The 22,595-nt window shown below is 58.5% G+C and carries 21 protein-coding genes; 12 read left to right on the forward strand and 9 right to left on the reverse strand.

Features of this window, described 5'->3' with window-relative positions:
* Positions 1-37: 37 nt before the first annotated feature.
* A complete protein-coding gene (locus tag ACR0LN_RS07640) occupies positions 38-1,438 on the reverse strand; it encodes a helix-turn-helix domain-containing protein (RefSeq protein WP_480428816.1) in 1,401 nt (466 codons plus the stop codon).
* A gap of 65 nt (positions 1,439-1,503) precedes the next feature.
* A complete protein-coding gene (locus tag ACR0LN_RS07645; RefSeq protein ID WP_480428817.1) occupies positions 1,504-2,709 on the reverse strand; it encodes a multidrug effflux MFS transporter in 1,206 nt (401 codons plus the stop codon).
* 183 nt (positions 2,710-2,892) lie between these two features.
* Between ACR0LN_RS07645 and ACR0LN_RS07650 the strand changes: the two genes are divergently transcribed.
* The 3 genes from ACR0LN_RS07650 (at position 2,893) to ACR0LN_RS07660 (ending at position 5,493) form a co-directional block, all read left to right on the forward strand.
* The gene (locus ACR0LN_RS07650) at positions 2,893-4,425 is read left to right on the forward strand and encodes an acyl-CoA carboxylase subunit beta (protein WP_480428818.1); all 1,533 of its coding nucleotides are present in this window, start codon (positions 2,893-2,895) and stop codon (positions 4,423-4,425) included.
* A 251-nt stretch (positions 4,426-4,676) separates the two neighbouring features.
* The gene (locus ACR0LN_RS07655; RefSeq protein ID WP_480428820.1) at positions 4,677-5,009 is read left to right on the forward strand and encodes a DUF6497 family protein; all 333 of its coding nucleotides are present in this window, start codon (positions 4,677-4,679) and stop codon (positions 5,007-5,009) included.
* A gap of 130 nt (positions 5,010-5,139) precedes the next feature.
* Positions 5,140-5,493 carry a hypothetical protein gene (locus ACR0LN_RS07660; protein ID WP_480429064.1) on the forward strand — a complete coding sequence of 118 codons (354 nt, stop codon included), beginning with the start codon at positions 5,140-5,142 and terminating at the stop codon, positions 5,491-5,493.
* Positions 5,494-5,580: 87 nt separating this feature from the next.
* Here ACR0LN_RS07660 and ACR0LN_RS07665 read toward each other — a convergent pair whose 3' ends face one another.
* Positions 5,581-6,594, reverse strand: a complete 1,014-nt coding sequence (locus ACR0LN_RS07665) for a DcaP family trimeric outer membrane transporter (RefSeq protein WP_480428821.1) — start codon at positions 6,592-6,594, stop codon at positions 5,581-5,583.
* Between the two features lie 788 nt (positions 6,595-7,382).
* Here ACR0LN_RS07665 and ACR0LN_RS07670 point away from each other — a divergent pair.
* Entirely contained in the window at positions 7,383-7,586 is a 204-nt protein-coding gene (locus ACR0LN_RS07670; RefSeq protein WP_480428823.1) for a hypothetical protein, read from the forward strand.
* Positions 7,587-7,700: 114 nt separating this feature from the next.
* Positions 7,701-9,746 carry an acetyl-CoA carboxylase biotin carboxylase subunit gene (locus ACR0LN_RS07675; protein ID WP_480428825.1) on the forward strand — a complete coding sequence of 682 codons (2,046 nt, stop codon included), beginning with the start codon at positions 7,701-7,703 and terminating at the stop codon, positions 9,744-9,746.
* A gap of 76 nt (positions 9,747-9,822) precedes the next feature.
* Here the strand turns inward: ACR0LN_RS07675 and ACR0LN_RS07680 are convergent, their stop codons facing one another.
* The gene (locus ACR0LN_RS07680; protein WP_480428827.1) at positions 9,823-10,269 is read right to left on the reverse strand and encodes a DUF4174 domain-containing protein; all 447 of its coding nucleotides are present in this window, start codon (positions 10,267-10,269) and stop codon (positions 9,823-9,825) included.
* A gap of 131 nt (positions 10,270-10,400) precedes the next feature.
* On the opposite strand from ACR0LN_RS07680, the gene ACR0LN_RS07685 reads away from it, so the two are divergent.
* From ACR0LN_RS07685 to ACR0LN_RS07715, 7 genes are all read left to right on the forward strand, one after another.
* A complete protein-coding gene (locus ACR0LN_RS07685; protein WP_480428828.1) occupies positions 10,401-11,213 on the forward strand; it encodes a hypothetical protein in 813 nt (270 codons plus the stop codon).
* Positions 11,210-13,336, forward strand: coding sequence for a methylmalonyl-CoA mutase (scpA, locus tag ACR0LN_RS07690; RefSeq protein WP_480428830.1), 2,127 nt, complete (start codon positions 11,210-11,212; stop codon positions 13,334-13,336). Before ACR0LN_RS07685 ends, scpA begins: the two co-directional genes overlap by 4 nt.
* 104 nt (positions 13,337-13,440) lie before the next feature.
* Complete coding sequence (locus ACR0LN_RS07695; protein WP_480428831.1) at positions 13,441-14,043, forward strand: VOC family protein; 603 nt, start codon at positions 13,441-13,443, stop codon at positions 14,041-14,043.
* On the forward strand, positions 14,040-14,528 hold the full coding sequence (locus ACR0LN_RS07700) for an N-acetyltransferase family protein (RefSeq protein ID WP_480428833.1): 489 nt from the start codon (positions 14,040-14,042) through the stop codon (positions 14,526-14,528). Before ACR0LN_RS07695 ends, ACR0LN_RS07700 begins: the two co-directional genes overlap by 4 nt.
* A 45-nt stretch (positions 14,529-14,573) precedes the next feature.
* Positions 14,574-15,254 (forward strand): TerB family tellurite resistance protein, encoded by a 681-nt coding sequence (locus ACR0LN_RS07705; protein ID WP_480428834.1) that lies wholly within the window; start codon positions 14,574-14,576, stop codon positions 15,252-15,254.
* A gap of 4 nt (positions 15,255-15,258) precedes the next feature.
* Positions 15,259-16,233 (forward strand): endonuclease/exonuclease/phosphatase family protein, encoded by a 975-nt coding sequence (locus ACR0LN_RS07710; protein WP_480429065.1) that lies wholly within the window; start codon positions 15,259-15,261, stop codon positions 16,231-16,233.
* A gap of 37 nt (positions 16,234-16,270) precedes the next feature.
* Positions 16,271-16,642 carry a hypothetical protein gene (locus tag ACR0LN_RS07715; protein ID WP_480428835.1) on the forward strand — a complete coding sequence of 124 codons (372 nt, stop codon included), beginning with the start codon at positions 16,271-16,273 and terminating at the stop codon, positions 16,640-16,642.
* A 3-nt stretch (positions 16,643-16,645) separates the two neighbouring features.
* Here the strand turns inward: ACR0LN_RS07715 and ACR0LN_RS07720 are convergent, their stop codons facing one another.
* The 5 genes from ACR0LN_RS07720 to ACR0LN_RS07740 all read right to left on the reverse strand — a co-directional run bounded on the left by ACR0LN_RS07720 (position 16,646) and on the right by ACR0LN_RS07740 (position 22,433).
* Complete coding sequence (locus ACR0LN_RS07720; RefSeq protein WP_480428836.1) at positions 16,646-18,190, reverse strand: Ppx/GppA family phosphatase; 1,545 nt, start codon at positions 18,188-18,190, stop codon at positions 16,646-16,648.
* A 49-nt stretch (positions 18,191-18,239) separates the two neighbouring features.
* A complete protein-coding gene (locus tag ACR0LN_RS07725; RefSeq protein ID WP_480428837.1) occupies positions 18,240-18,929 on the reverse strand; it encodes a P-loop NTPase family protein in 690 nt (229 codons plus the stop codon).
* The gene (locus ACR0LN_RS07730) at positions 18,930-20,003 is read right to left on the reverse strand and encodes an AI-2E family transporter (protein WP_480428838.1); all 1,074 of its coding nucleotides are present in this window, start codon (positions 20,001-20,003) and stop codon (positions 18,930-18,932) included.
* Between the two features lie 91 nt (positions 20,004-20,094).
* Positions 20,095-21,069 carry an isopenicillin N synthase family dioxygenase gene (locus ACR0LN_RS07735; protein WP_480428839.1) on the reverse strand — a complete coding sequence of 325 codons (975 nt, stop codon included), beginning with the start codon at positions 21,067-21,069 and terminating at the stop codon, positions 20,095-20,097.
* Entirely contained in the window at positions 21,069-22,433 is a 1,365-nt protein-coding gene (locus ACR0LN_RS07740; protein WP_480428840.1) for an FAD-dependent oxidoreductase, read from the reverse strand. The genes ACR0LN_RS07735 and ACR0LN_RS07740 overlap by 1 nt, the downstream gene beginning before the upstream one ends.
* Positions 22,434-22,595: the final 162 nt, after the last annotated feature.

The raw sequence follows: 22,595 nt of genomic DNA on the forward strand, positions 1-22,595 counted from the left end.
CGCGCCTCCCCCGGGGTATTTTTAGGCCAGGTGAAGATCAGGTGACTTCATAGGGGAGGGTGCCACGGGTATGGGCGTCGATTGAAAGGCGCCGTTCCAACGGTGGGACTGAGCGTTGGTGGCAGCTTTGCCGCTCGCAGATGCGGCAGGAAATACCTATGGGTTCGTAGGCACTGGCGTTGTTAATATCTAGGTTGTCGGCGTAGACTAGCGCCTCGGCATGGCGTATTTCGCATCCGAGGGCGATGGCATACCGGCGCACAGGCGCGCCGTATGAACCACCTGATTTCGAGACATCCCGCGCCAGTGAGATATAGCGGACTCCATCCGGAGTTTCCGCCAGTTGGCGTAAGAAATGGCCGGGGGTTTCAAAGGCACGGTGGACATTCCACAGGGGGCAGGCTCCTCCGAACCGGGCGAATTGCAAACGGGTGGCCGAGTGGCGCTTGGTGATGGTGCCAGCTTGATCGACACGGACGAAAAAGAACGGGATGCCCTTCGCGCCGGGGCGTTGGAGGGTCGAAAGGCGATGCGCGATCTGCTCGATCGACGCGCCGAACCGATTGCTGAGCAACTCCAGATCGTGGCGATACTCCTGCGCTGCGGTCAGGAATGTGTTGTAGGGCATCAGCGAGGCCCCGGCGAAATAATTGGCCAAGCCGATTTTTGCGATTGCGCGCGCCTCGTCACTTTGGAACTTGGCGAAGTCCAAAGTCGCCTCGAGCAGTTTGTCCTGGCTGATTAGGGCGACCTGCAGCAGCAGTTGGAACACCTGTGTTTGCGGCGCAATGCGGGATGAGAGTTGAAGCGTTTTGCTTTCGCTGTCGTATTTCCGGGTTTCGGCAATGTCTACGAACTGTACCCGAATGCCCCTTTCCCCAAGGCTGTTGATGGCAGCGGCACGAATGCCGCCCGAGTCCTCGGCGCGGGTCGAGAACCGTTCGGCTGCGCGGTCGACTGCGTCGATATAGTTGTCGCAATAGTGGAAGAAGTCCCGCACCTCCTCCCACGGGCTGGCTTGAATTTGCGCATCTTCACGACCCAGTGCTTCGTCCAGCGAGGCAAGCCGCTCATGGGTTTGTCGGTAAGTCCTGTGCAAGGCGATGAAGGCGCGGGCCAGCGCAGGTGCGTTCGAGGCCGTCAGACGCAGGTCAGCCAGTGGCGGCATTGCGTCATCGAAAACCGGATCAGCCAGTGCCTCGCGCATGTCCGAGACCAGACGCTCGCTATCGCCGGTGCTCAGCTCGGTCACGTCCATGCCGAATTCTTGCGCAAGCGCTAAAACAACTGTGGTCGAGATCGGCCGGTTGTTGTTTTCCATCTGGTTCAGATAGGGCAGGGACACGCCTAGCTTGGTGGCGAATTCCTTTTGCGTCAGGGTCAGGCGCGTTCGCATTTCGCGCAGTTTTGCACCAGCGTAGAGCTTTTGGGTGGCCATAGTGTGCCTTTGCAAGTTTGCTTTCGACGCAGGCTAACTTTGCAAACCCGTCAATGCAAGCGGTGTTAAAGGCCCAGCTTTCTCTCGCGCTGGATGACGGACACAATGGCGCATATGGCCAAAACCGATGTCGCAAGCATCAGCCACAGTAACGGCATTGCGCCGGTTTCATGTGTCAACAACGCCCCCGCCAGCGCGCTGAGGCCTGCGCCGCCACCCAGCATGATTGCGCCACTCAGGCCCGAGGCGGTCGCGGCCAGGTGGGGCCGCACGGACAGTGCGCCCGAGGTGGCGTTGGGGATCGTCATACCGTTGCCTACGCCCACAAAGGTCATGAAGCCGAAGAAGCTGAGTGCCGTCCCGAAGCCCGCCAGAAACAGCGCGGCCGACAAAGCTACGCCGATGGCGTTTAGCCAGCATCCCCAAAAGACCATGCGGTTCACACCGAAACGGACTGAATACCTGCCGCTGAGGAAATTACCGACGAAATAACCGACTGCCGGAGCGCCGAAATAGACACCGACCTGCGCAGCGCTGAGGCCGAACAGTTCCGTGCCGATAAAGGGTGCTCCGCCCAAATAGGCAAAGAACGCGCCCGAGGACAGCGCAGAGGACAGGGAATAGCCCCAGAACCTGGGTGATCGCAGCAATTCCGGGTATTCGCGGAATTGCTGTAAGAGTGTTTTGCCGCTTTTTCCTGAGGTTTCGCCAAAGTCAAAATATGTTAGCGCCAGTGTCATGGCGCCCAGTGCAAAGGGCAGCCAGAAATTGGCTTTCCAGCCAAAGCTCTCTTCCAGCAGGCCGCCGATCGCGGGGCCGATCATCGGAACAACTGCCGTCCCCATTGTCACGTAGCCGATCATCGAGGCCGCCTGATCCTGATCAAAAAGATCCCTCACAGCCGCTCGGCTGAGAACCATGCCAACGACCACAACGGCCTGACACATGCGGAAGGCCAGGAAGATTTCTGCATTTGGCGCATAGATGCAGCTCAGCGTGGCGATCAGGAATAATGCCAGTCCCCAAAGCAGAACAGGTCGGCGTCCTGCTTTATCCGCAATCGGTCCGATTAGGATTTGCAGGACCGCATTGACCAGCAGGTACAGCGCGATTGACAGCTGCATGACCTTGTAGTCGGTCTGAAAATGCAAGGCCATGTTCGGTAAGCTTGGCAGGAATAGATTCAGGCTGAGTGCGGAAAGTCCGGACAGCAAGACAAGCGTGGTGATTGTAGGGGGCGACCTGCGCGCCTGAGGTGTACTGAACTGCATGGTTCACATGTATAGTGACCGTTTCAATGAATGCTATCCAAGAACGCCTCTCATGGTGATACTTAGCAAATTTACAGTTTTCCAGAAGTTGATTTCCAAATATTTGCAAATTTGCCGAAAGGTGCTTTGGCCTTTGCGTCTGTGCGTATAGTGTCGCGTCAAAATTCACAGGGGATAAGCGCCATGAAAGACATCCTGACCGAGCTTGAAGACCGCCGCAATGACGCCCGGCTTGGCGGTGGGCAAAAGCGTATCGACGCGCAGCACGGACGCGGAAAGCTGACAGCGCGTGAGCGGATCGAGCTGTTGGTGGACGAGGGCAGTTTCGAAGAGTTCGATATGTTCGTCACCCATCGTTGCACCGATTTCGGGATGGAAAATCAAAAGTCTGCGGGTGATGGCGTGGTCACCGGTTGGGGCACGATCAATGGCCGGATGGTCTATGTGTTCAGTCAGGATTTCACGGTGTTCGGTGGGTCATTGTCGGAAACCCATGCGCAGAAGATCTGCAAGATCATGGATATGGCGATTCAGAACGGCGCACCGGTGATCGGAATCAACGACTCGGGTGGGGCGCGAATCCAAGAAGGCGTTGCCTCGCTGGCGGGTTATGCCGAAGTGTTCCAGCGCAACATTATGGCTTCGGGGGTGGTGCCGCAGATCAGTGTCATCATGGGGCCTTGCGCCGGTGGCGCGGTGTACAGCCCGGCGATGACCGACTTTATCTTTATGGTCAAAGACACTTCGTACATGTTTGTGACCGGTCCCGACGTTGTAAAGACCGTCACCAACGAGGTTGTCACCGCCGAAGAACTGGGTGGGGCCTCGACCCACACCAAGAAGTCCTCGGTCGCTGATGGGGCGTTTGAGAACGACGTCGAAGCCTTGGCTGAGGTTCGCCGTCTTGTCGACTTCTTGCCGATGAACAACCGCGAGAAGCCCCCGGTGCGACCGTTCTTTGACAGCCCCGAGCGCGTCGAATCTTCGCTGGACACGTTGATCCCGGACAATCCGAACACGCCCTATGACATGAAGGAACTGATCACCAAAGTGGCGGATGAGGGCGACTTCTATGAGATTCAGGAAGACTACGCCAAGAACATCATCACGGGCTTTATTCGTTTGGAAGGGCAGACCGTGGGCGTCGTTGCCAACCAGCCGATGGTTCTTGCTGGATGTCTGGATATCGACAGTTCGCGTAAGGCGGCGCGGTTCGTGCGGTTCTGCGACTGTTTCGAGATTCCGATCCTGACACTGGTTGACGTGCCGGGTTTCCTGCCGGGCACGTCGCAGGAATACGGTGGGGTCATCAAGCACGGCGCCAAGCTGCTGTTCGCCTATGGCGAGGCAACCGTGCCAAAAGTTACCGTCATCACACGCAAGGCGTATGGCGGCGCGTACGACGTTATGGCCTCAAAGCATCTGCGTGGCGATTTCAACTATGCTTGGCCTACAGCTGAGATTGCTGTGATGGGCGCCAAGGGCGCGACCGAGATCATCCACCGTGCCGATCTGGGGGATGCCGAGAAGATCGCGCAGCACACGCAGGATTACGAAGACCGTTTCGCCAATCCATTCGTCGCCGCCGAGCGGGGCTTCATCGACGAGGTAATCATGCCGCAATCAACCCGCCGCCGTGTTTCTCGCGCGTTTGCCAGCTTGCGCAACAAGCAGCTTAAGAATCCGTGGAAAAAGCACGACAACATTCCGTTGTAAGGGAAGGGGCGAAACGGCTTTCCTGTTGGACAGCGTGCTGGGGGCAAGACATCGCCGGATGATCTTCGGTATGTTTGACTTTGAGACCAAAACTGCTAATGACATGCCTTACGAGATATAGACAAGCGCGGGCCGATAGCCATGCGCGCGCGACCCCGGAGAGAGGAGCCTGCGTCTCGCAGGTCTGGGGTCGCGCCTTTATCTTGGCCTGTCTCGCATGGTCATCCCCAGCTTTCGCGCAATCGGACAACTTGTTGCCGGTCCCGTCGGGGCAGCCTGTGCACTTAAGCGATGTGCTGCTGGACAACAACCCAGGCGAGTTGTGGGTTCGGTTCCGGTTTATTGCGCCCAAGATCGGCTATACCGCCGGGCGGATTGGGTACGACGTGGCATCGGCTGATATGGAGCATTTGTGCCAGACCCTCGCGGTTGCCTATGTCACGAAGTACGAGTTGGAGCCGGCGCGGGTGGTGATTTCGCTGTCTGATCGGCCCATCGAATTCGGACGATCCTCGCCCGATGCCACTCAGTTCTTTGAAGCCTACCGGTTGGAGCAATCCCAATGTATCTGGGAGGGGCTCTGACCATGAAACATCTTCACGACCTCAGGGCATTTCTGAACACCAATGCGGCTTTGGAGGTGCGCGACATGATCCCGTTTGCATTTTGGGGGGGATTTTCCTCTTGCAGACCAACGAAGAAAAAGGTGCTGCCATGCTAAAGCACCGTGGATTTCCCGGACGTTTGCCTGGAACCGATTTTCAATTCACCATCCGCCGTGCCAATCCCAAGGGCGTCACGCCGATCACCCGGCGCGAGCGGTTCCGTGATCGCAAACCCGCTGATCGCCGCGCAGATGCGGCGTTCATGGAGGCGCTGTGGCAGCACTTTGGGGATCAGCCTTTCGAGCGCGGCAATCTGGACGCTGGCCGACTAAGCTGGCTGTTCGAGCGCGAAGTTCTGCCAGCAGAGGACCCGTTTGACGCGGCCAGTTATGACGCGTTGCTGGTGATTGATCCGGATGCGGCGCGGATGTCGTTTCCCGATATCTTCGATGGGGGGCGCTGACCTGTGATGGCCGCTGTCGCACATTTCCATCCGGGGAAAGCTTCGGAAAAAACCCTGCCCGAGAACGGGCAGGGCTGGGATGTGCGGTCAGAAATTCAACTGAGCAGCAACCTGAACACGGTTGCCGTCGAACGTATCGCCGGTCGTCGCGTCGTTCCGCTCGCCAAAAATGTACTCGGCGCTCAGCGTCAGCGTTTCCGTCGCCTGATAGAAGGCATTGACGTGGACCGTCTCAAGTTCGGTGAAGGAGAGCGTGCCGGTGGATGTGGGCAGGTCATAGTCTTCCTTGCCGTAGGCGAAGCCGACATTCCACTTTTCACCCAGATCCTGACGGAGTTCGATGGTGTAACCGTCCACATCGTTGGCTTCACCGCCGACGACCGGATCACCAAGACCGATCAGATAGGGGCCAAGCGCCTCACCGGTGGTGTAGTTCACTTGAAACAGCCCTCCGGCCCAGGGACGAACCGAGCCCGAAAGGGTAAAGCCGGTCTGGTCGACCTCAACACCACCACCCTCGGCTGTGCCGTACAGCAGCGCACCGCGTGCGATATAAGTGCTGTCATTGTATTCAGCCGAAGCCGTCAGCACCGGATCGTTGGAATTGGAACCGCCGACGTTCTCTTCAACGGAAACGCCAAACGACGTGTTGGTTCCAAAACTGTTTGTGTACCGCACCTGCGGCTGGCGCGCGAAGGCGATGCCAACGGGGCCATTGAATTCGACCGACGTCGGGTAGGTATCCAGTGGTTGGAAGTTGGTCCAGTACTGACCAATCAGCCAGTTGTCCCCGATACGGATATTGGCGTGCCGCAGGCGAAGTTCCGCGCTGCCGCCCGAGCCAAACAGGTCCAATTCCAACTGGCCACCGATATCACCAAGAGCACTGGGCGTGGTTGTCAGCAATCCGATCCGCGATTGGCGGGCTGTGGCGCCGAAAGTGCCACTGGTGGCGGCCGACGGTTCACCAATCACGTTAACGAACGCGGTGTCACCCTGATCGAATTCGAAGTCATAAAAGAAGTCGGCCTTGACGTAACCATAGACGTCCAGAGTGGTGTTGCCGATCCTGAAATCTCCGGGGGTGGAGCCCGGTCCCACGGATTCAAGTGCCTCAATCCGGGCGCGCAGAGCATCCAGCTCGGCCTGGGTCTGGGCATCTTGTGCAAATGCAAGCGTGCTAGTCGCACTAAGTGCAGATGCGGCAAGAAGAATTGCCTTTTTTCTCTTTATATTTATATGGGTGGTTCCTTTTGTGCGAGTGTGCGCATGCAAGGTTTCACTCAAATGTCAGTGGGGGAAATCACGAGAACGGCAGATAAAACGCTATTTTTCTCAAGCGAATGTGCGCAAAAAGCCGAGCAATTTCACGACTGGGTGAACAGATCAGTTAACCATAGGTTTGCGAAGAGAAATATCCCTGCGCTCACCGCCTCGGACTGTGATGTTGCACCTGCAGAAATTTGTGCCGGCAAAGGGTTGTGTAACAACAATGTGACGGACACGGGCGCGGAGCCTACCGCACTGGCGGCGCACGATTTCGGCACGAAATTGCGCGGCGATTTGCTGGATGGGCGGTTTCCAGCCGGAAATTTCGGAGAAAACAATACTTTGTTTGCGGAGGCGATATCGCTGTGCAATCTGACCGTGCCGTGCGGCTCTACTTTGCCTGCGCCGCACAAGCACCTACTATTCCGTACCCCTTCCTTTCGCGGGCAGGTTTGTGAAACTCACAAAATCCTGCCCGCGTTTTTCTTTGCGCGTAATTTGCGCTTAGAACGGCGTAAATCTGCGCAAAGTGCAGAATTGTGGGGGCTGTTATTGAATAACACCGCCCGTTTACTCCATTTGCCCGTCAAAGCATCAAGAAACCAAAAGGGGCAGAGCATATGCGAATCTCAAAATTCTTCCTTGCCGTGGCGACCTGCGCGGGGCTTGCGGGCTGTGGCGACTCGTTCGGCGAACAGGCCTTGCTTGGCGGCGGCGCAGGGGCGCTGGGTTCCGCGGTCTTGGGCGCCGACCCGTTCGTTGGCGCTGCGGTCGGTGCCGCGGGTAACGTGCTGTTCTGCAAGACGCAGAGAAACTGCTACTAACGTAAATTTCGGGGCGCCCTTCGCCCCAACCGCCATCATGCAAAACGCCGTCGTTGGGTTCATGCCCAGCGGCGGCGTTTTGTGTTTCCAGAACACCAAGACAAAGGACGTTCCATGTTCAACAAGATCCTGATCGCCAACCGGGGTGAGATCGCCTGCCGCGTCATCAAGACCGCGCGCAAGATGGGTATCGGCACCGTCGCCATCTATTCGGACGCAGACAGACAGGCGTTGCATGTTTCGATGGCAGATGAAGCCGTGCATATCGGCCCACCGCCTGCGAACCAGTCCTATATTGTGATTGACAAGGTGATGGATGCGATCCGCCAAAGTGGCGCGCAGGCGGTTCATCCCGGTTACGGTTTCCTGTCTGAAAACGCCAAATTCGCCGAGGCGCTTGAGGCTGAAGGCGTCGCTTTTGTCGGCCCCCCGAAGGGTGCGATCGAGGCGATGGGCGACAAGATCACTTCGAAGAAAATCGCTCAGGATGCCGGTGTTTCGACCGTGCCCGGCTATATGGGCCTGATCGAAGATGCCGAAGAGGCGGTCAAGATTTCGAACGAGATTGGCTATCCGGTGATGATCAAGGCCAGCGCCGGTGGCGGTGGTAAGGGTATGCGGATCGCATGGAATGACGAGGAAGCGCGCGAGGGGTTCCAATCGTCCAAGAACGAGGCCGCGAACTCTTTTGGAGATGACCGGATTTTCATCGAGAAATTCGTGACCCAGCCGCGTCACATCGAAATTCAGGTTCTGTGCGACAGCCACGGCAACGGGATTTATCTGGGTGAACGTGAATGCTCGATTCAGCGTCGGAACCAGAAAGTGGTGGAAGAAGCGCCGTCGCCGTTCCTGGATGAAGAAACCCGTCGCGCGATGGGTGAGCAGGCCGTCGCATTGGCCAAGGCCGTGAACTACGCCAGCGCAGGTACTGTTGAATTCATCGTAGATGGTGAAAAGAACTTTTATTTTCTGGAAATGAACACCCGTCTGCAGGTGGAACACCCGGTCACCGAGCTTATTACCGGCGTGGACTTGGTCGAACAGATGATCCGCGTTGCCGCAGGTGAGAAACTGACGATTATGCAGGATGATGTGACCCTGACCGGTTGGGCCATCGAAAACCGCCTGTATGCCGAAGACCCGTATCGCAACTTTTTGCCGTCGATTGGCCGTCTGACCCGCTATCGCCCACCGCAAGAGGTTGCGGCAGGCCCTATGCTGGTCAACGGCAAGTGGCAGGGGAATGCACCCGAAGGTGAGGCCGCCGTGCGCAACGATACGGGTGTCTATGAAGGCGGCGAGATCAGTATGTATTATGACCCGATGATCGCCAAGCTGTGCACCTGGGCGCCGACTCGTGAGGCAGCGATTGAAGCGATGCGTGTGGCGTTGGACAGCTTTGAAGTTGAAGGCATTGGCCACAACCTGCCGTTCCTGTCGGCGGTCATGGACCACCCGAAATTCATCAGCGGCGACATGACCACCGCCTTCATTGCCGAGGAATATCCCGACGGCTTCGAAGGTGTTGAGCTGTCCGAAGCTGATCTGCGTCGGATCGCTGCGTCCTGCGCGGCCATGTACCGCGTTGCCGAAATCCGCCGCACGCGTGTTTCGGGCCGCATGGACAACCACGAGCGCAAGGTTGGAAAACGCTGGAACGTTGCCCTGCAAGGGCAAGAATTTGACGTTAAAGTAAAGGCCGACAAGAACGGTGCGACTGTAAAATTTGCGGATGGTGAAACCCTGCGCGTATCTTCTGACTGGACGCCGGGCGATCAACTGGCCGTCGTCGATGTGGACGGTAGCCCGCTGGTCATGAAAGTTGGAAAAATCTCGGGCGGGTTTCGCATCCGCAACCGGGGTGCGGATTTGAAAGTGCATGTGCGCCGTCCGCGTCAGGCAGAACTGGCTCGGCTGATGCCCGAGAAACTGCCGCCTGATACCTCGAAAATGCTGCTGTGCCCGATGCCCGGCCTGATCGTGAAAATCGACGTCGAAGTGGGGCAGGAAGTGCAGGAAGGTCAGGCGTTGTGCACCGTCGAGGCGATGAAGATGGAAAACATCCTGCGTGCCGAAAAGAAAGGCGTGGTTGCCAAGATCAACGCAGGCCCCGGCGACAGCCTTGCCGTGGATGACGTGATCATCGAGTTCGAGTGATCATGACCGCGCTTTCGTCATATCGCCTTAGGTCCCCGGCGTTCCGCTCTGGGGTCATGGGGCGTTGCGAAAGCGTTCAACCACCCTCGCGCCGTTCGCGGATCTCGCGTTCGCGCAGGGGGGTTTTGTCGATGGACCGGCCGATTTCACGCACGCTCCATGGGGAGGGTTTGCGCAGTTTCACCACGCCGTCCTTGTCGACAAACACCATCTGGAACCCGCGCGGCCGCAGCTGTGACCGGATCGGGGATCGCGCGGACGGGTCGGTGTCGGTCAATACGACAACATCGCGGTCCCGCATCGCTGCTTCGCCCTCAACCAACATGTCGATCTGCTGCTGGAAACGCGGGTCGGCGGGTGTGTCTGCAAAGACGACAATGGGCCGGTTGACCCAGAGAAACTCACTTAGGTCGCTGTCGCCCACGGGCCGGACAAATTCGTCTTCTGCCGGTGCGGCACCGTCGGCGGCTAGTGCGGCCAACGGGAATAGTGCCGAGAAAACAAAGGCAAGCGTTCGTGTCATGGGGCCTCCTGTTGAGTCGAATATAGCCTCTGTTCTGGGTAATGCGACCATTGGAATGCAGGTGGCTTTCAAAAAAGTGTTCAAAACGACCGCGTGCGGTCGGGTTTGCGTGTGTGTGGTGGGCTAGACGTATGGACATCACTATTCATTTTGGGGCCCACCGTTGCGCGACCACCAGCTTCCAGGAGTATTTGCGCCACAACGCCCAATTGCTTGCCCAGAAAGGTATTGCGGTCTGGGGGCGCGACAAAACGCAAGAAACGGGTCTGCATGCGCTCAAGTCCATGACGCCCCAGACCCATGCCACGCTGCAGCGTGAACTGGACCGATGCCAAGAACAGGGCGTCAAACACCTGATTGTTACCGAAGAGAATTTTCTGGGTATGATGCCCGAGAATTTCAGCAAGGGTGAGCTTTATCCCAATGCCGGATCGCGCGCGCGGCTGGTGTCCCACGCCTTTGACGGGCGCGTGACCAAGATTGCCCTGAATATCCGGGCTTTGAACACCTATTGGACCTCGGTCGCGGGCTATGCTGTTCGTAATAAGAGAAGATTTGGGGGAAACATGCGCTGGCCGAAGGTCGCGCAGCACCCCCGTAGTTGGCGAGACGTCATCACGGATCTAAACGCTGCGTTTCCGCACGTGCCGTTGTTGGTGTTGCCTTTTGAGGAATTCGCCGGTCAGCCCGATCGGCAATTGGCCCGCATCCTTGATATCCCGGTGCCGTCAGAGGCGGTGAGCGCGTGGATCAACAAGGATGGAAACGAAGACTTTCAAGGGCCAAACAGTGCTCAGGAAATGAGCCTGATGATGAAGTTTGCAGATGATTTGTCCTGGCTGGAATCGGGGGCCGATGGGCTGGCCCGGCTGTGCCTTGGACAGGAAACAGAACGCAGTGTGGAAATGCCCGCTGATAAGATCGACGAGAGGAATACGCTATGACGGACAAAAAGGACTGGCAGGCGCTGGCCGAAAAAGAGCTGCGCGGTCGCCGATTGAATGACCTGACCAAGGAAACGCTGGAAGGCATCGACGTCAAACCGCTCTATACTCAAGAGGATACTGCTGATCTGCCGCATATGGGCTCTCTGCCCGGCTTTGGGCCGTTCACGCGTGGGGTCAAGGCGACGATGTATGCGGGTCGTCCGTGGACGATCCGCCAATATGCAGGCTTTTCGACGGCCGAGGAATCGAACGCCTTCTACCGCCGCAATCTGGCCGCCGGTCAGCAGGGTGTCTCGGTCGCTTTCGATCTGGCGACGCACCGCGGGTATGACAGCGACCACCCGCGCGTGGTGGGCGATGTGGGCAAGGCCGGTGTGGCCATTGACAGTGTCGAGGACATGAAGATCCTGTTTGATGGCATCCCGCTGGACAAGGTCTCGGTCTCGATGACGATGAACGGCGCTGTGGTTCCGATTTTGGCGAGTTTTATTGTGGCAGGGGAAGAACAGGGCCACGACAAGTCCGTGTTGTCCGGCACCATTCAGAACGACATTCTGAAAGAGTTCATGGTACGCAACACCTATATCTATCCGCCTGAACCGTCGATGAAGATCATCTCGGACATCATCGAATACACATCGAACGAGATGCCCAAATTCAACTCGATCTCGATCTCAGGCTATCACATGCAAGAGGCTGGCGCGAACCTGGTGCAGGAACTGGCCTATACGCTGGCGGATGGGCGCGAATATGTGCGCGCCGCGACCGAGGCCGGGATGGACGTGGACAAGTTCGCGGGCCGTCTGTCGTTCTTCTTTGCCATTGGCATGAATTTCTTCATGGAGATTGCCAAGCTGCGCGCTGCCCGGACCCTATGGCATCGCGTGATGACCGAGTTCGGGGCGAAGTCCGAACGGTCGAAGATGTTGCGGACGCACTGCCAGACCTCGGGCGTGTCGTTGCAGGAACAAGACCCCTATAACAACGTGATCCGCACTGCTTATGAGGCGATGAGTGCGGTTCTGGGCGGCACCCAATCGCTGCACACCAATGCTCTGGACGAGGCAATTGCGCTGCCCACCGATTTCTCGGCTCGCATCGCGCGCAACACGCAGTTGGTTCTGCAGGAAGAAACCGGCGTGACCGATGTGGTCGATCCGCTGGCCGGGTCTTACTACGTCGAAAGCCTGACCAATGAACTGGTCGAAAAGGCATGGGCGCTGATGGAAGAGGTCGAGGAGATGGGCGGCATGACCAAGGCCGTTGCCTCGGGCATGCCCAAGCTGCGGATCGAGGAAAGCGCCGCACGCCGTCAGGCCATGATCGACCGGGGCGACGAGGTGATCGTCGGCGTCAACAAGTACCGCAAGGAACAAGAAGACCCGATCGACATTCTGGACGTCGACAACGTCGCCGTGCGCGAGGCTCAGGTCGCGCGTCTGGAACGTATCCGGGCCACCCGCGACGAGGCCGCGTGCCAACAGGCGCTGGACGCTCTGACCACCACCGCCCGTGAGGGCGGCAACCTGCTGGCTGCTGCGGTCGAGGCCGCCCGCGCCCGCGCATCCGTAGGAGAGATCAGCATGGCAATGGAGAAAGAGTTCGGCCGCCACCGCGCCGAGGTAAAAACCTTGGCTGGCGTTTATGGTGCGGCCTACGAGGGTGACGAAGGCTTTGCCGCAATTCAGAAATCCATCGAAGATTTCGCTGAGGCCGAGGGCCGTCGTCCCCGCCTGTTGGTCGTCAAGATGGGACAGGACGGTCACGACCGGGGCGCCAAGGTCATCGCCACGGCCTTTGCCGATATCGGTTTTGATGTGGATGTGGGCTCTCTGTTCCAGACACCTGCCGAGGCCGCGCAGGACGCGGTGGACAATGACGTGCATGTGGTCGGGATTTCCTCTCAGGCCGCGGGGCACAAAACATTGGCGCCTCAACTGGTCGAAGAACTGAAAAAGGCCGGGGCCGAGGATATCATCGTGATCTGTGGCGGTGTGATCCCGCAGCAGGACTACCAGTTCCTCTATGACCACGGGGTCAAAGCAATCTTTGGCCCGGGAACCAATATCCCCGAAGCCGCGCAGGACATCCTGCGTCTGATCGGTGAGGCAAAAGGCTGACGCCAACCAAGTCTTTTTTAGAAAAAACCTTGAGATCCCTAGACTTTGACGAAAACATGCGACCAGATCCTGCGGGGTCTGGTCGTTTTGTTCGGAGGGCGCATATGTTACTGGATCATCTGGCCGTAGCTGGGGAAACGCTCGAGGAAGCTTCTGCCCATATTGAGCAAGCCTTGGGGATGCCGTTGCAGGATGGCGGTAGGCACGCGGCCTTTGGCACGCACAACCGGCTTTTGGGTTTGCGGGACGGGCTGTATCTGGAGGCCATCGCAATCGACCCGCAGGCACCGAATGTGGAACGCACGCGGTGGTTCGACCTTGACCGATTTGCAGGTCAGCCTCGTCTGACCAACTGGATTTGCCGAGTTTCGGACATTGAGGCTTCGCTGTCCGTTTTCCCTGACGGTGTGGGGCAGCCTATCGACCTGGCCCGGGGCGCGCTGCGGTGGCAAATGGCCGTTCCTCCGAATGGTCGGCTGCCGTTTGACAACCTGTTCCCGGCGCTGATCCAATGGCATGGCGATCTGCACCCGGCACGGATGTTGCAGGACAGCGGTTGTCGCTTGCAACGTTTGGTGGTGTTTCACCCTGACGCTTTGGAACTGGCGCGGCTGTTGGGCGATCTGGAGCACGTGGTTTTCGACACCGGGCCAGCCGCGTTGCGGGCAGAGTTTGAAACGCCTCACGGTGCGCGCGTGCTGGAATGATCATCCGACAGGCTCAGATCGCGGACGCCTCCGCAATCGCGGCAATCACCAATACGATCATCCGTGATACGTTGGTTACTTTCACCACGGATGAGCGCAGTGTGGAAAGCATCGCCGCAGATATCGAAACGCGTGGGCCGGGTTTTCAGGTGGCGGAAATAGACGGACAGGTGAAAGGGTTCGCAACCTATAGCCTGTTTCGTGCTGGACCGGGTTATGCCCAGTGCCGCGAACATACAATCCAGTTGGCCCAAAACACGCGCGGTCAGGGTGCGGGGCGGGCTTTGATGGCGGCGCTTGAGTGTGCCGCGCGTGCAGACGGCGTTCACGTCTTGGTGGCCGGGATATCCTCGGCAAACCCCGATGCGATCGCCTTTCACGCGGCATTGGGTTTTAAAAAAGTTGGCCGCATGCCCGAGGTCGGTTTCAAGTGGGAAAAACGGCTCGATCTTGTGCTGATGCAGAAAATTCTTGTCGCTGAGTGATCAGTCACACCTGACAGTTGTGAATTCCGGCGCTAGGGTGCCCTCATGTCGATCTGGACCCGTATATCCGACGCACTAAGCGCGCTTGCTCAAGGCGAAAGCCTGACGGCTGTATTTGAGAAATTGCGCACGCCGCCCGAACGCTCGGTTGCGTTTGCGATTGCCGTGATCGCGTTGGGCGCCAAAATGGCCAAGGCTGACGGGCAGGTGACGCGGGACGAAGTCACCGCCTTTCGTGATGTTTTCCAGATCGCGCGTGAGGATGAGGCGGGCGCGGCCCGTGTGTTCGATATGGCCCGTACCGACGTTGCCGGCTATCAGGACTATGCCCGAAAGATTGCCCGGATGTTTGCCGATGACAGCACGACCCTCTGCGATTTGATGGAAGGTTTGTTTCACATCGCAATGGCCGATGGTTTCTATCATCCGAATGAGAATGAGTTTCTTGAGGAAGTCAGCCGGATTTTCGGCCAGACCGAAGCGCAGTTCATGGCCCTGCGCGAACGTTTCGTGCCGGACGCACCCAAAGACCCCTATACCGTGCTTGGGGTGCCGCGTGACATGCCTTTGCCCGATATCCGCAAGGTCTGGCGGCGGCTGGTGCGTGAAACCCACCCGGACGCAATGATGGCCCGCGGCGTGCCCGAAGAAGCCATCCGACTGGCCGAAAAGAAGATGATCGACATCAACCGCGCCTGGGATGAGATCAACGGCGCGCGGGCCTGATGGGATGCGTCTGGCGACCTATAACGTCGAATGGTTCGCCAACCTGTTTGACCGCAACGACAATCTGATAGTCGATGACAGCTGGTCAGGTCGTCACGACATCACCAAAGCGCAACAGGTTGAGGCCATCGCCAAAGTTCTGACGGCAGTTGACGCGGATGCGATCCTGATCGTCGAAGCCCCCAATTCCGGGAAATCTCAGGACACCATCCGCGCGTTGCAGAACTTTGCCGAGGCGTTCGATCTGCGCACCACCCATGCGGTGATGGGCTTCGCCAACGATACTCATCAGGAACTGGCGCTGCTCTATGATCCTGATGCGCTGACAGCGCGGCATGATCCGGTTGCGGGCGACAGATCGGCCCCGCAGTTTGATAATGCGTTTCATATCGACCTCGATATAGACGCGACTGAAGATCATGTGCGCTTTTCCAAACCTCCGATGGAGTTGGCGGTAGAAACGCGTGACGGCGCGCAGGTTCGCCTGATTGGCGCGCATCTGAAGTCAAAGGCGCCTCATGGGGCAGGCTCACGAGACGAAGCGATCCGCATCTCGATCGCGAACCGCCGCAAACAGCTGGCGCAGGCGGTGTGGCTGTCGCGGCGCGTACGTGCGCATATCGAGGCCGATGAGCAGGTGATCCTGTTGGGCGACCTGAACGACGGGCCGGGTTTGGATGAGTTCGAAAACCTGTTCGGACGGTCCTCGGTTGAAATTCTGCTGCAGGCGGGATTGCTCGATCCGCATGCTGACGGGGCCGAACCGGCACCTTCAACGGCCCGATTTGTCCGTAAAGACGGGCACCTCGACGCCTTGCTGGATTACATCATGGTCAGTGACAACCTGCGTGCCCGCCGCCCGGTCTGGCGTATCTGGCACCCATTCAAGGATGCAGCGTGCCGGAACGAACCGGACCTGCATCAGGCTTTGCTGACTGCATCCGACCACTTTCCCGTCACGCTGGATATTGAGCTGTGACCTTTCATCACTGCGGAGCAGGGCTTATATTCTTGTCATGAAACATCTTATTCCGATCTGCGCGTTATCGGCTGTGTCGGCGCTGCCAGCTCATGCCGAAGAAGATACCGGCAAATCCCTGATGGAGCAGGGGGCCGAACTGTTCTTTGAGGGGCTGCGGCAGGAAATGGAACCCGCGCTGGAGGACCTGCAGGGGCTGGTAAGCCAGTTTGGCCCGGCCATGCAGTCGTTCTTTGAAGAGATGGGGCCTGCTTTGGCTGAACTGGCGGGTGAGATCGAAGATTGGAGCGCTTATGAAGCGCCCGAGATGCTGCCCAATGGTGACATCATCATCCGCAAGAAACCACCGCAGGATCAGCCTGAGACGCCGGAACAGACTGACGAAGACGACGGCGCGACGGAGATCTGACGGCTAGTCCCTGACAATCACGCGAATCTCGGATTTTAACGCGTTCGCCAGCGAGTTCAGGCGGGACTCGGCCACTTCGTTGAACAAGGGACGACCGGCTTTCGGCAGCAGCAGTTCAAGCTCGCGCTTTTTGGGATAGAACCGCAGGGTGCCCATGGCCGCATCGTTTTGCATCCAAAGCATTGCACCGAACCGCATGGCCTTGCCCAGAATTTCGGCCTGTTGCTGGTCTTTTTCGTCCAGAAGCTCATACAGGGGCGCAAATCGGTTGCCTTCGCGTTTGTTGCGGTACCGGTGCTGCAGGGCAAGGCCGATGAAGACCCGCTCGGAATGTTTCAAGCCGCCCAAATTGGCGCGGGTGACATAGTCGAAACAGACCTCAGCGCGGTAATCGGGATGGGCGCGCCAACTGACGTCGTGCAGCAGGCAAGCGGCCTTGATCAGGCGAACGCGTGCCTCGGGGGCGGATTTGAACAGCGGCATGACAAACTCGAACAGGTGTTTGCCAAAGCCCGGCAGGCGAGCATCCTTCGCCTCGGAAAACCGGCTGGATTCTATCAGAGGATCGCGGTCGCGCAGGATTTGCGGCATTTGTTCGTACAGCAATCCCTCGCGGATGCCATAGCTTGAGATCGCGATATCCTTGGGTTTGAAGGTGCGGATCAGCCGCGCCAACACATCCATTGCGTAGGGGATTAGCGACATGCGAGAGCTGGAAACGCCAGCCAGACTGCGCAGCTTGTCCGGATCACCCTTTTCGATGAATTTGATGGTTTCGTGTACCTGTTTTCTGGTCATGCGGTATTCATGCAGCACGTTCAGCGGGTAGCCTCGGCGCAGCATGTCCAGCCGGGCAAAGGCCCGCCAGCTACCGCCCACAAGAAACAACCGGTCGCGCTGCGGCCCCATTTGGGCGCGCAACTCTTCCATCGTTGCCTTGATGTGCGCCTTTCGGGCGCGCCGCCCGCCTTTGATATCGCGCAGTTTCAGTGGACCTAACGCCGAAGTCACACGGCGTCCGACCTCTCCTTCACCAATCTCGGCCAGTTCCATGGACGAACCGCCGATGTCGCAGATCAGGCCATAGGCGCCGGGCCAGCCCAGCAACACGCCTTGGGCTGACAAGCGGGCCTCTTCTCCGCCGTCGATGACCTGTACGGTCAGCCCGGTTTCTGCATGAACCTTGTCACAGAACTCCGGCCCATCCTTGGCTTCTCGTACAGCCGCTGTTGCAACGACATGCAGGCCCGGCAGTCCCAGATCATCGGCAAGCCGCCGGAATCGGCGCAGTGCGGCCAGCGCCCGTTCTTGACCGCGCGGGTTCAGCCGCCCGGTCTCAGAGAGGCCAGCACCCAGTTCGCACATCACTTTTTCGTTGAAGAAATAGGCCGGAGACCGTGCAGCCCCGTCAAAGATCACCATCCGGACCGAGTTTGATCCGACGTCGACCACACCTACCCGCGACAGGGCGCGGGCCTCGGGGTCGTCGAACAACGGTTTTCCGAAAGGCCCCCAGTCCGGGATTTCAGTTGCTGTGGTCTGATCCATGTCTCTTCCAGGTATTCCGGTGCCAGAATGCGAAATCGCCGGGTGTGGGTCAATTACTGGATGTGACATCTGTCATGTCCGGGTTCAGAACCCGGATGGCCAAAGAGCGTGTGATTTCGCGTCTTTCGGACAGGGCCAGATGATCCAGCCGCTCAACCACCTCGGCCGCGGTTTCAAAACGTCGATCCATGTGCTTGACAAGATACGCAATCACGTCCGGGCCGGGGTTCAGCTGGCGGTCAACGAACAGCTTGGCCAGAACAGCCCCCAACAACGCGTCATCGGGCGGGTCAAGCGCCACGTGATGCGCCCCTTCGATCCGGCTTTGCAGGTCGGGCAGTGGCAGCTCCCAAAGCTTCGGAGCCAGCCGTCCGGTCATCAACAGGGCATGCCCCTCGGCCAATACCAGATTGTGCAGGTGGAACAGGGTTTTCTGCTGCTCTGGATCGCTGGCGACCATCGGCACGTCTTCGACTGCAATCGGGGTGCGGGCCAGTTCGGGAACGGCGTCATACCGGACATCACGGGCCTGAATGATGCGACCACCAGTTTCGCCTGCCCAGACATGGGCTAGGTGCGTCTTGCCTGACCCGGCCGGGCCGCTGAGCACCAGTTTGTTGCCGGGCCAGGAGGTCGCCGAGATCATCGCAACGGCCAGCGCATTGGCGGGTGAGACATAGAAATCCTCACGCCCCAGCGCGGTCTTCGCCGGAAGATCAAAGCTCAGCTGTTGGGCCATTTATTCGTCTTCCTGTTTCAGCCCGTCTAGGCCAGTGTAGAGGCGGCTGTCCAGATAGATTGAAGTCAGGAACCGTGCCACCACGCCCAACGCGGCGGCGACGGGTACAGCAACCAGCATGCCTACGAACCCGAACAAAGCGCCAAAGACTGACAAAGCCAGCAGCAGCCAGACCGGGTGCAGCCCGACTGAGTTGCCGACCAGCTTGGGGGTTAGAAAGTTGCCTTCTGTCACCTGACCGAGCGCAAAAATACCCGCGACCAGACCGATGTGCACCCAATCGCCCCAGAACTGGAACAGGGCAAGACCAATCGCCAGCGTACCGCCTATCAGGGCTCCGAGGTACGGTATAAAAGTGACCAGTCCTGCAATGAAGCCGACGATCAGGCCGAATTGCAGGCCAACGATCATCAGCGCGACGGCATAGTATGTGCCCAGGATCAGACAGACGGTCCCCATGCCGCGCACGAACGAGGCTAAAACGTCGTCAATTTCGCCCGCCAGACGTTTGATAGTCGGGGCATGATCGCGCGGCAGCAGCTCTCCTATACGGGCGATCATGCGGTCCCAGTCCAGCAGCAGGTAGACAGCCACAACGGGAACGATCACCATTAGTACCACGACGTTAATAGCTGAACCCAGAGAGGCAGCGAGTGATTGCAGTACGTCTCCGGTTTTGGATTGCAGCGTTTCGCCCAACGACACCAGTGCCTGATGTGAGCTGGATTCACGGTCCAGCAGCGACGGAAACTGCTTTTCGACGAACCCCCGCAGTTCTTTGAACAGGCTGGGCAGAACGTCGAGCAGATCAATCAGCTGCGTCACCAGGGCCGGTACGACCATCAGAATGACCAAAACAAAACCGAGAACACCCGCGATAGTGATGATCCCGGTCGCCGCCATGCGAGATAGGCCAAGGTTCTCCAATCTGTCGGCTATCGGATCAAGGAAATAGGCAATTGCCCCACCGATCACGAAAGGCAGTAAAACATCGCCAAGAGCCCAAAGCAGCAGCACAAAGACCGCTGCGGCAATCCCCCAGTACCTGAGCTGATCCTTCACCGGCAAAGCCATGGCTGTCCTCTTGTTTTTGGCTCTTGCTGGTGTTCTTCGCTTATGCAGCGCTGCGATGCAAGCGCTTCATGGCTCGGGTGAATTCCGACAGCTAGTCGTTGAGCGTACCCAGTTCAGGGGTATTGTCATCGGCTGCTTCGTCCGGCCAGTTGGTGCGCCATATCTCGGCCGACCAATGGCCGCAGTGGACAGAGGGGCGATCAAAGCCGGGCAGGGGCGGCAACAGGGGCGAGACGACAACATCGTGTCGCGGCACTGCGAAGTAGGGAAAGGAATAGCGTTCCCGACCGGAGCGGTTGACCACTCGGTGCGGTGTGGACTTCAAACGCCCGCCCGACCACAGCTCCAGCATGTCACCGATATTGACGATGAACCCACCCTGCGGACAATCCGGCGTGATCCAGCCGCCATGACGGGTTTGTACCTCAAGCCCGCCTACAGGGTCTGGTGCAATGATGGTGAGGGCGTCCGTGTCCTTGTGCGGGTGGATGCCATAGCCGCCCTCATCCGGCGCTTGTGGCGGGTAGTGCAGCAGGGTCATGTTGGTCATCGAGTCACGGAAAGCGTCGCGCAACTGACGGTCAGGCAACCCGAGGCCGATTTCGAGTGCGCCCAAAAGCATGTTCGCGACTCGATCCAATTGGGACCAATAGTCAAGAATAGTGCCGCGGGCGCCCGGCACCTGTGGCGGCCAGATATTCGGGCCATAAAGCGCGCAATCGCTTCGGATCGGTGCGTCTTTGGTCACCTCATAATGCAGCTTGTAACCTTCGTATTTGTCGGCGTTGCCGGACCCATCATTCGGCGTGAAGAACCCCATCGGGATAAACCCACGATAGTTCTCACGCGTGATCGCCTGATCCCATTTGGCACCTTCTTCTATTGCAAAGATGGCCTGCACGCAGGATCGCACCTCGGTGACAGTATCCTGAGAAATGCCGGTTCCGACGATCGACAGAAACCCGATTTCGGTGCAGGCATTCATCACCTTCTGAACTGTCTGACGATAATCCGGGTGCGCCGGGTCGTGCAGAGGGGCGATATCGATAGTGGGAATGTGATCCATCAGTGAATCCTGACACCTTGGCGGTCGAGTTCGGCATGAACCGGGGCGAGGTTCAGTTCATGCAGGTCCTGATTGCTTTTCAGCGACAGCGCCGCCGCGATTCCGGCACCCTGGCCCATAACTGCACAGCACGCCATGTTGCGTGTGGCAGCATGCGCCACCTTGTCCGCTCCGTGCGAGCGTCCCGCGACCAGCAGGCCCTTGATCCCTTTGGGTAGCATCGAACGATAAGGCACCTGCATATACCGTCCCGTGGTCGGCAAAATCAGGATGCCATAGCCGTCAATGAATTCGGGGTAGATGCCGATGGTGTCTTCGAACCGTCCCTGATGGCGGGCATCGTTTTCGGTCATGTTGTAGACCGCGTCGATCTTGCGGGTGTCGCGGACGCCGATGGTCATACCAAAGTTCCGCAGTCGCGCGTTTTCACAACCCGGCATGAAGCGGCGCAGCGCTTCGATGGCCAGCATGGTTTGACGGCGCCCCTCGATCTCACCACGGGTCAGGCTGTCGGGGTCGGTCCCGTCAATCTCGGCCAGGTGGATCAGGTTCATGTATGTCAGCTCACCCGTGTCATGCATCGCGCCCCATGTGCCGGCAATGGTGTTCAGATGCGGTGGGATCAGCCCCTGATCAATCGCCTGCTGGAACGGTTTGTGGACAAAGGGTGAGAACATGTCGTCCTCTTTGCCCGAGGTCTCGATGTTCCATTCACCGCCGCCGCCCCAGTCTTTGTAAGTCTGCGGGTCGGCCTTGACGCCTTCCATAAAGGCGCGTTTGTCGACGCCGGCCAGATGGAACATGACCGAGGCGGCCATCATATCCTCGCGCGGTGTCTTGTGGGTTGGAGCACCAGCGCGGTGGGCGACATCGGCGTCCCCGGTGGCGTCGATCACCACCTTCGCAAGGATCGCCTCTCGTCCCGCCTTGGATTCGGTGATGATGCCGGTGATCCGATCGCCCTCCATGATTGGAGCGACGAACTGTCGGTGCAGCATCGGATGCACGCCGGCCTCTTCGACCAATTTGTCGGCCACCAGTTTGAACCCTTCGCTGTCCAACTCATAGCTGAGTGATTGGCTTTCCGGCACCGCTGCGCCCATGTCCTTGGCGCGGCTTTCGAACTCCATGCCAATGCCCCCGGCCTCAACCGTCTGTTCGTGGCGATACCACGCGAAGCCCTCGACCCCAACGGCGGTAATGTTGCCGCCCATGCAGCCGAAGCGATCGACCAGAGATACCTCGGCCCCTGCACGCGCCGCTGCCAGCGCAGCCGCAAGCCCGGCGGGGCCAGAACCTACGACCAGAACGTCTGTTTGGTGAACGACAGGGATGTGACGGGCGGGTTCCTGAATGGTCTGCATCGGCGCCTCATGGGTTTTACATTTCTGTCACAATTTAAAACCCTGACTGGCGGGTCAATCAAAAATCCGACCGATCCGAGGTCGCAAAATAACCAAAGGCCGATTGCCCCCGGCGGGCCTTTGGCATAAGCACCTTTTAACGTTCAAATTCACCTTTAAAGG

The sequence above is a fragment of the Ruegeria sp. AA6 genome, assembly GCF_056542865.1.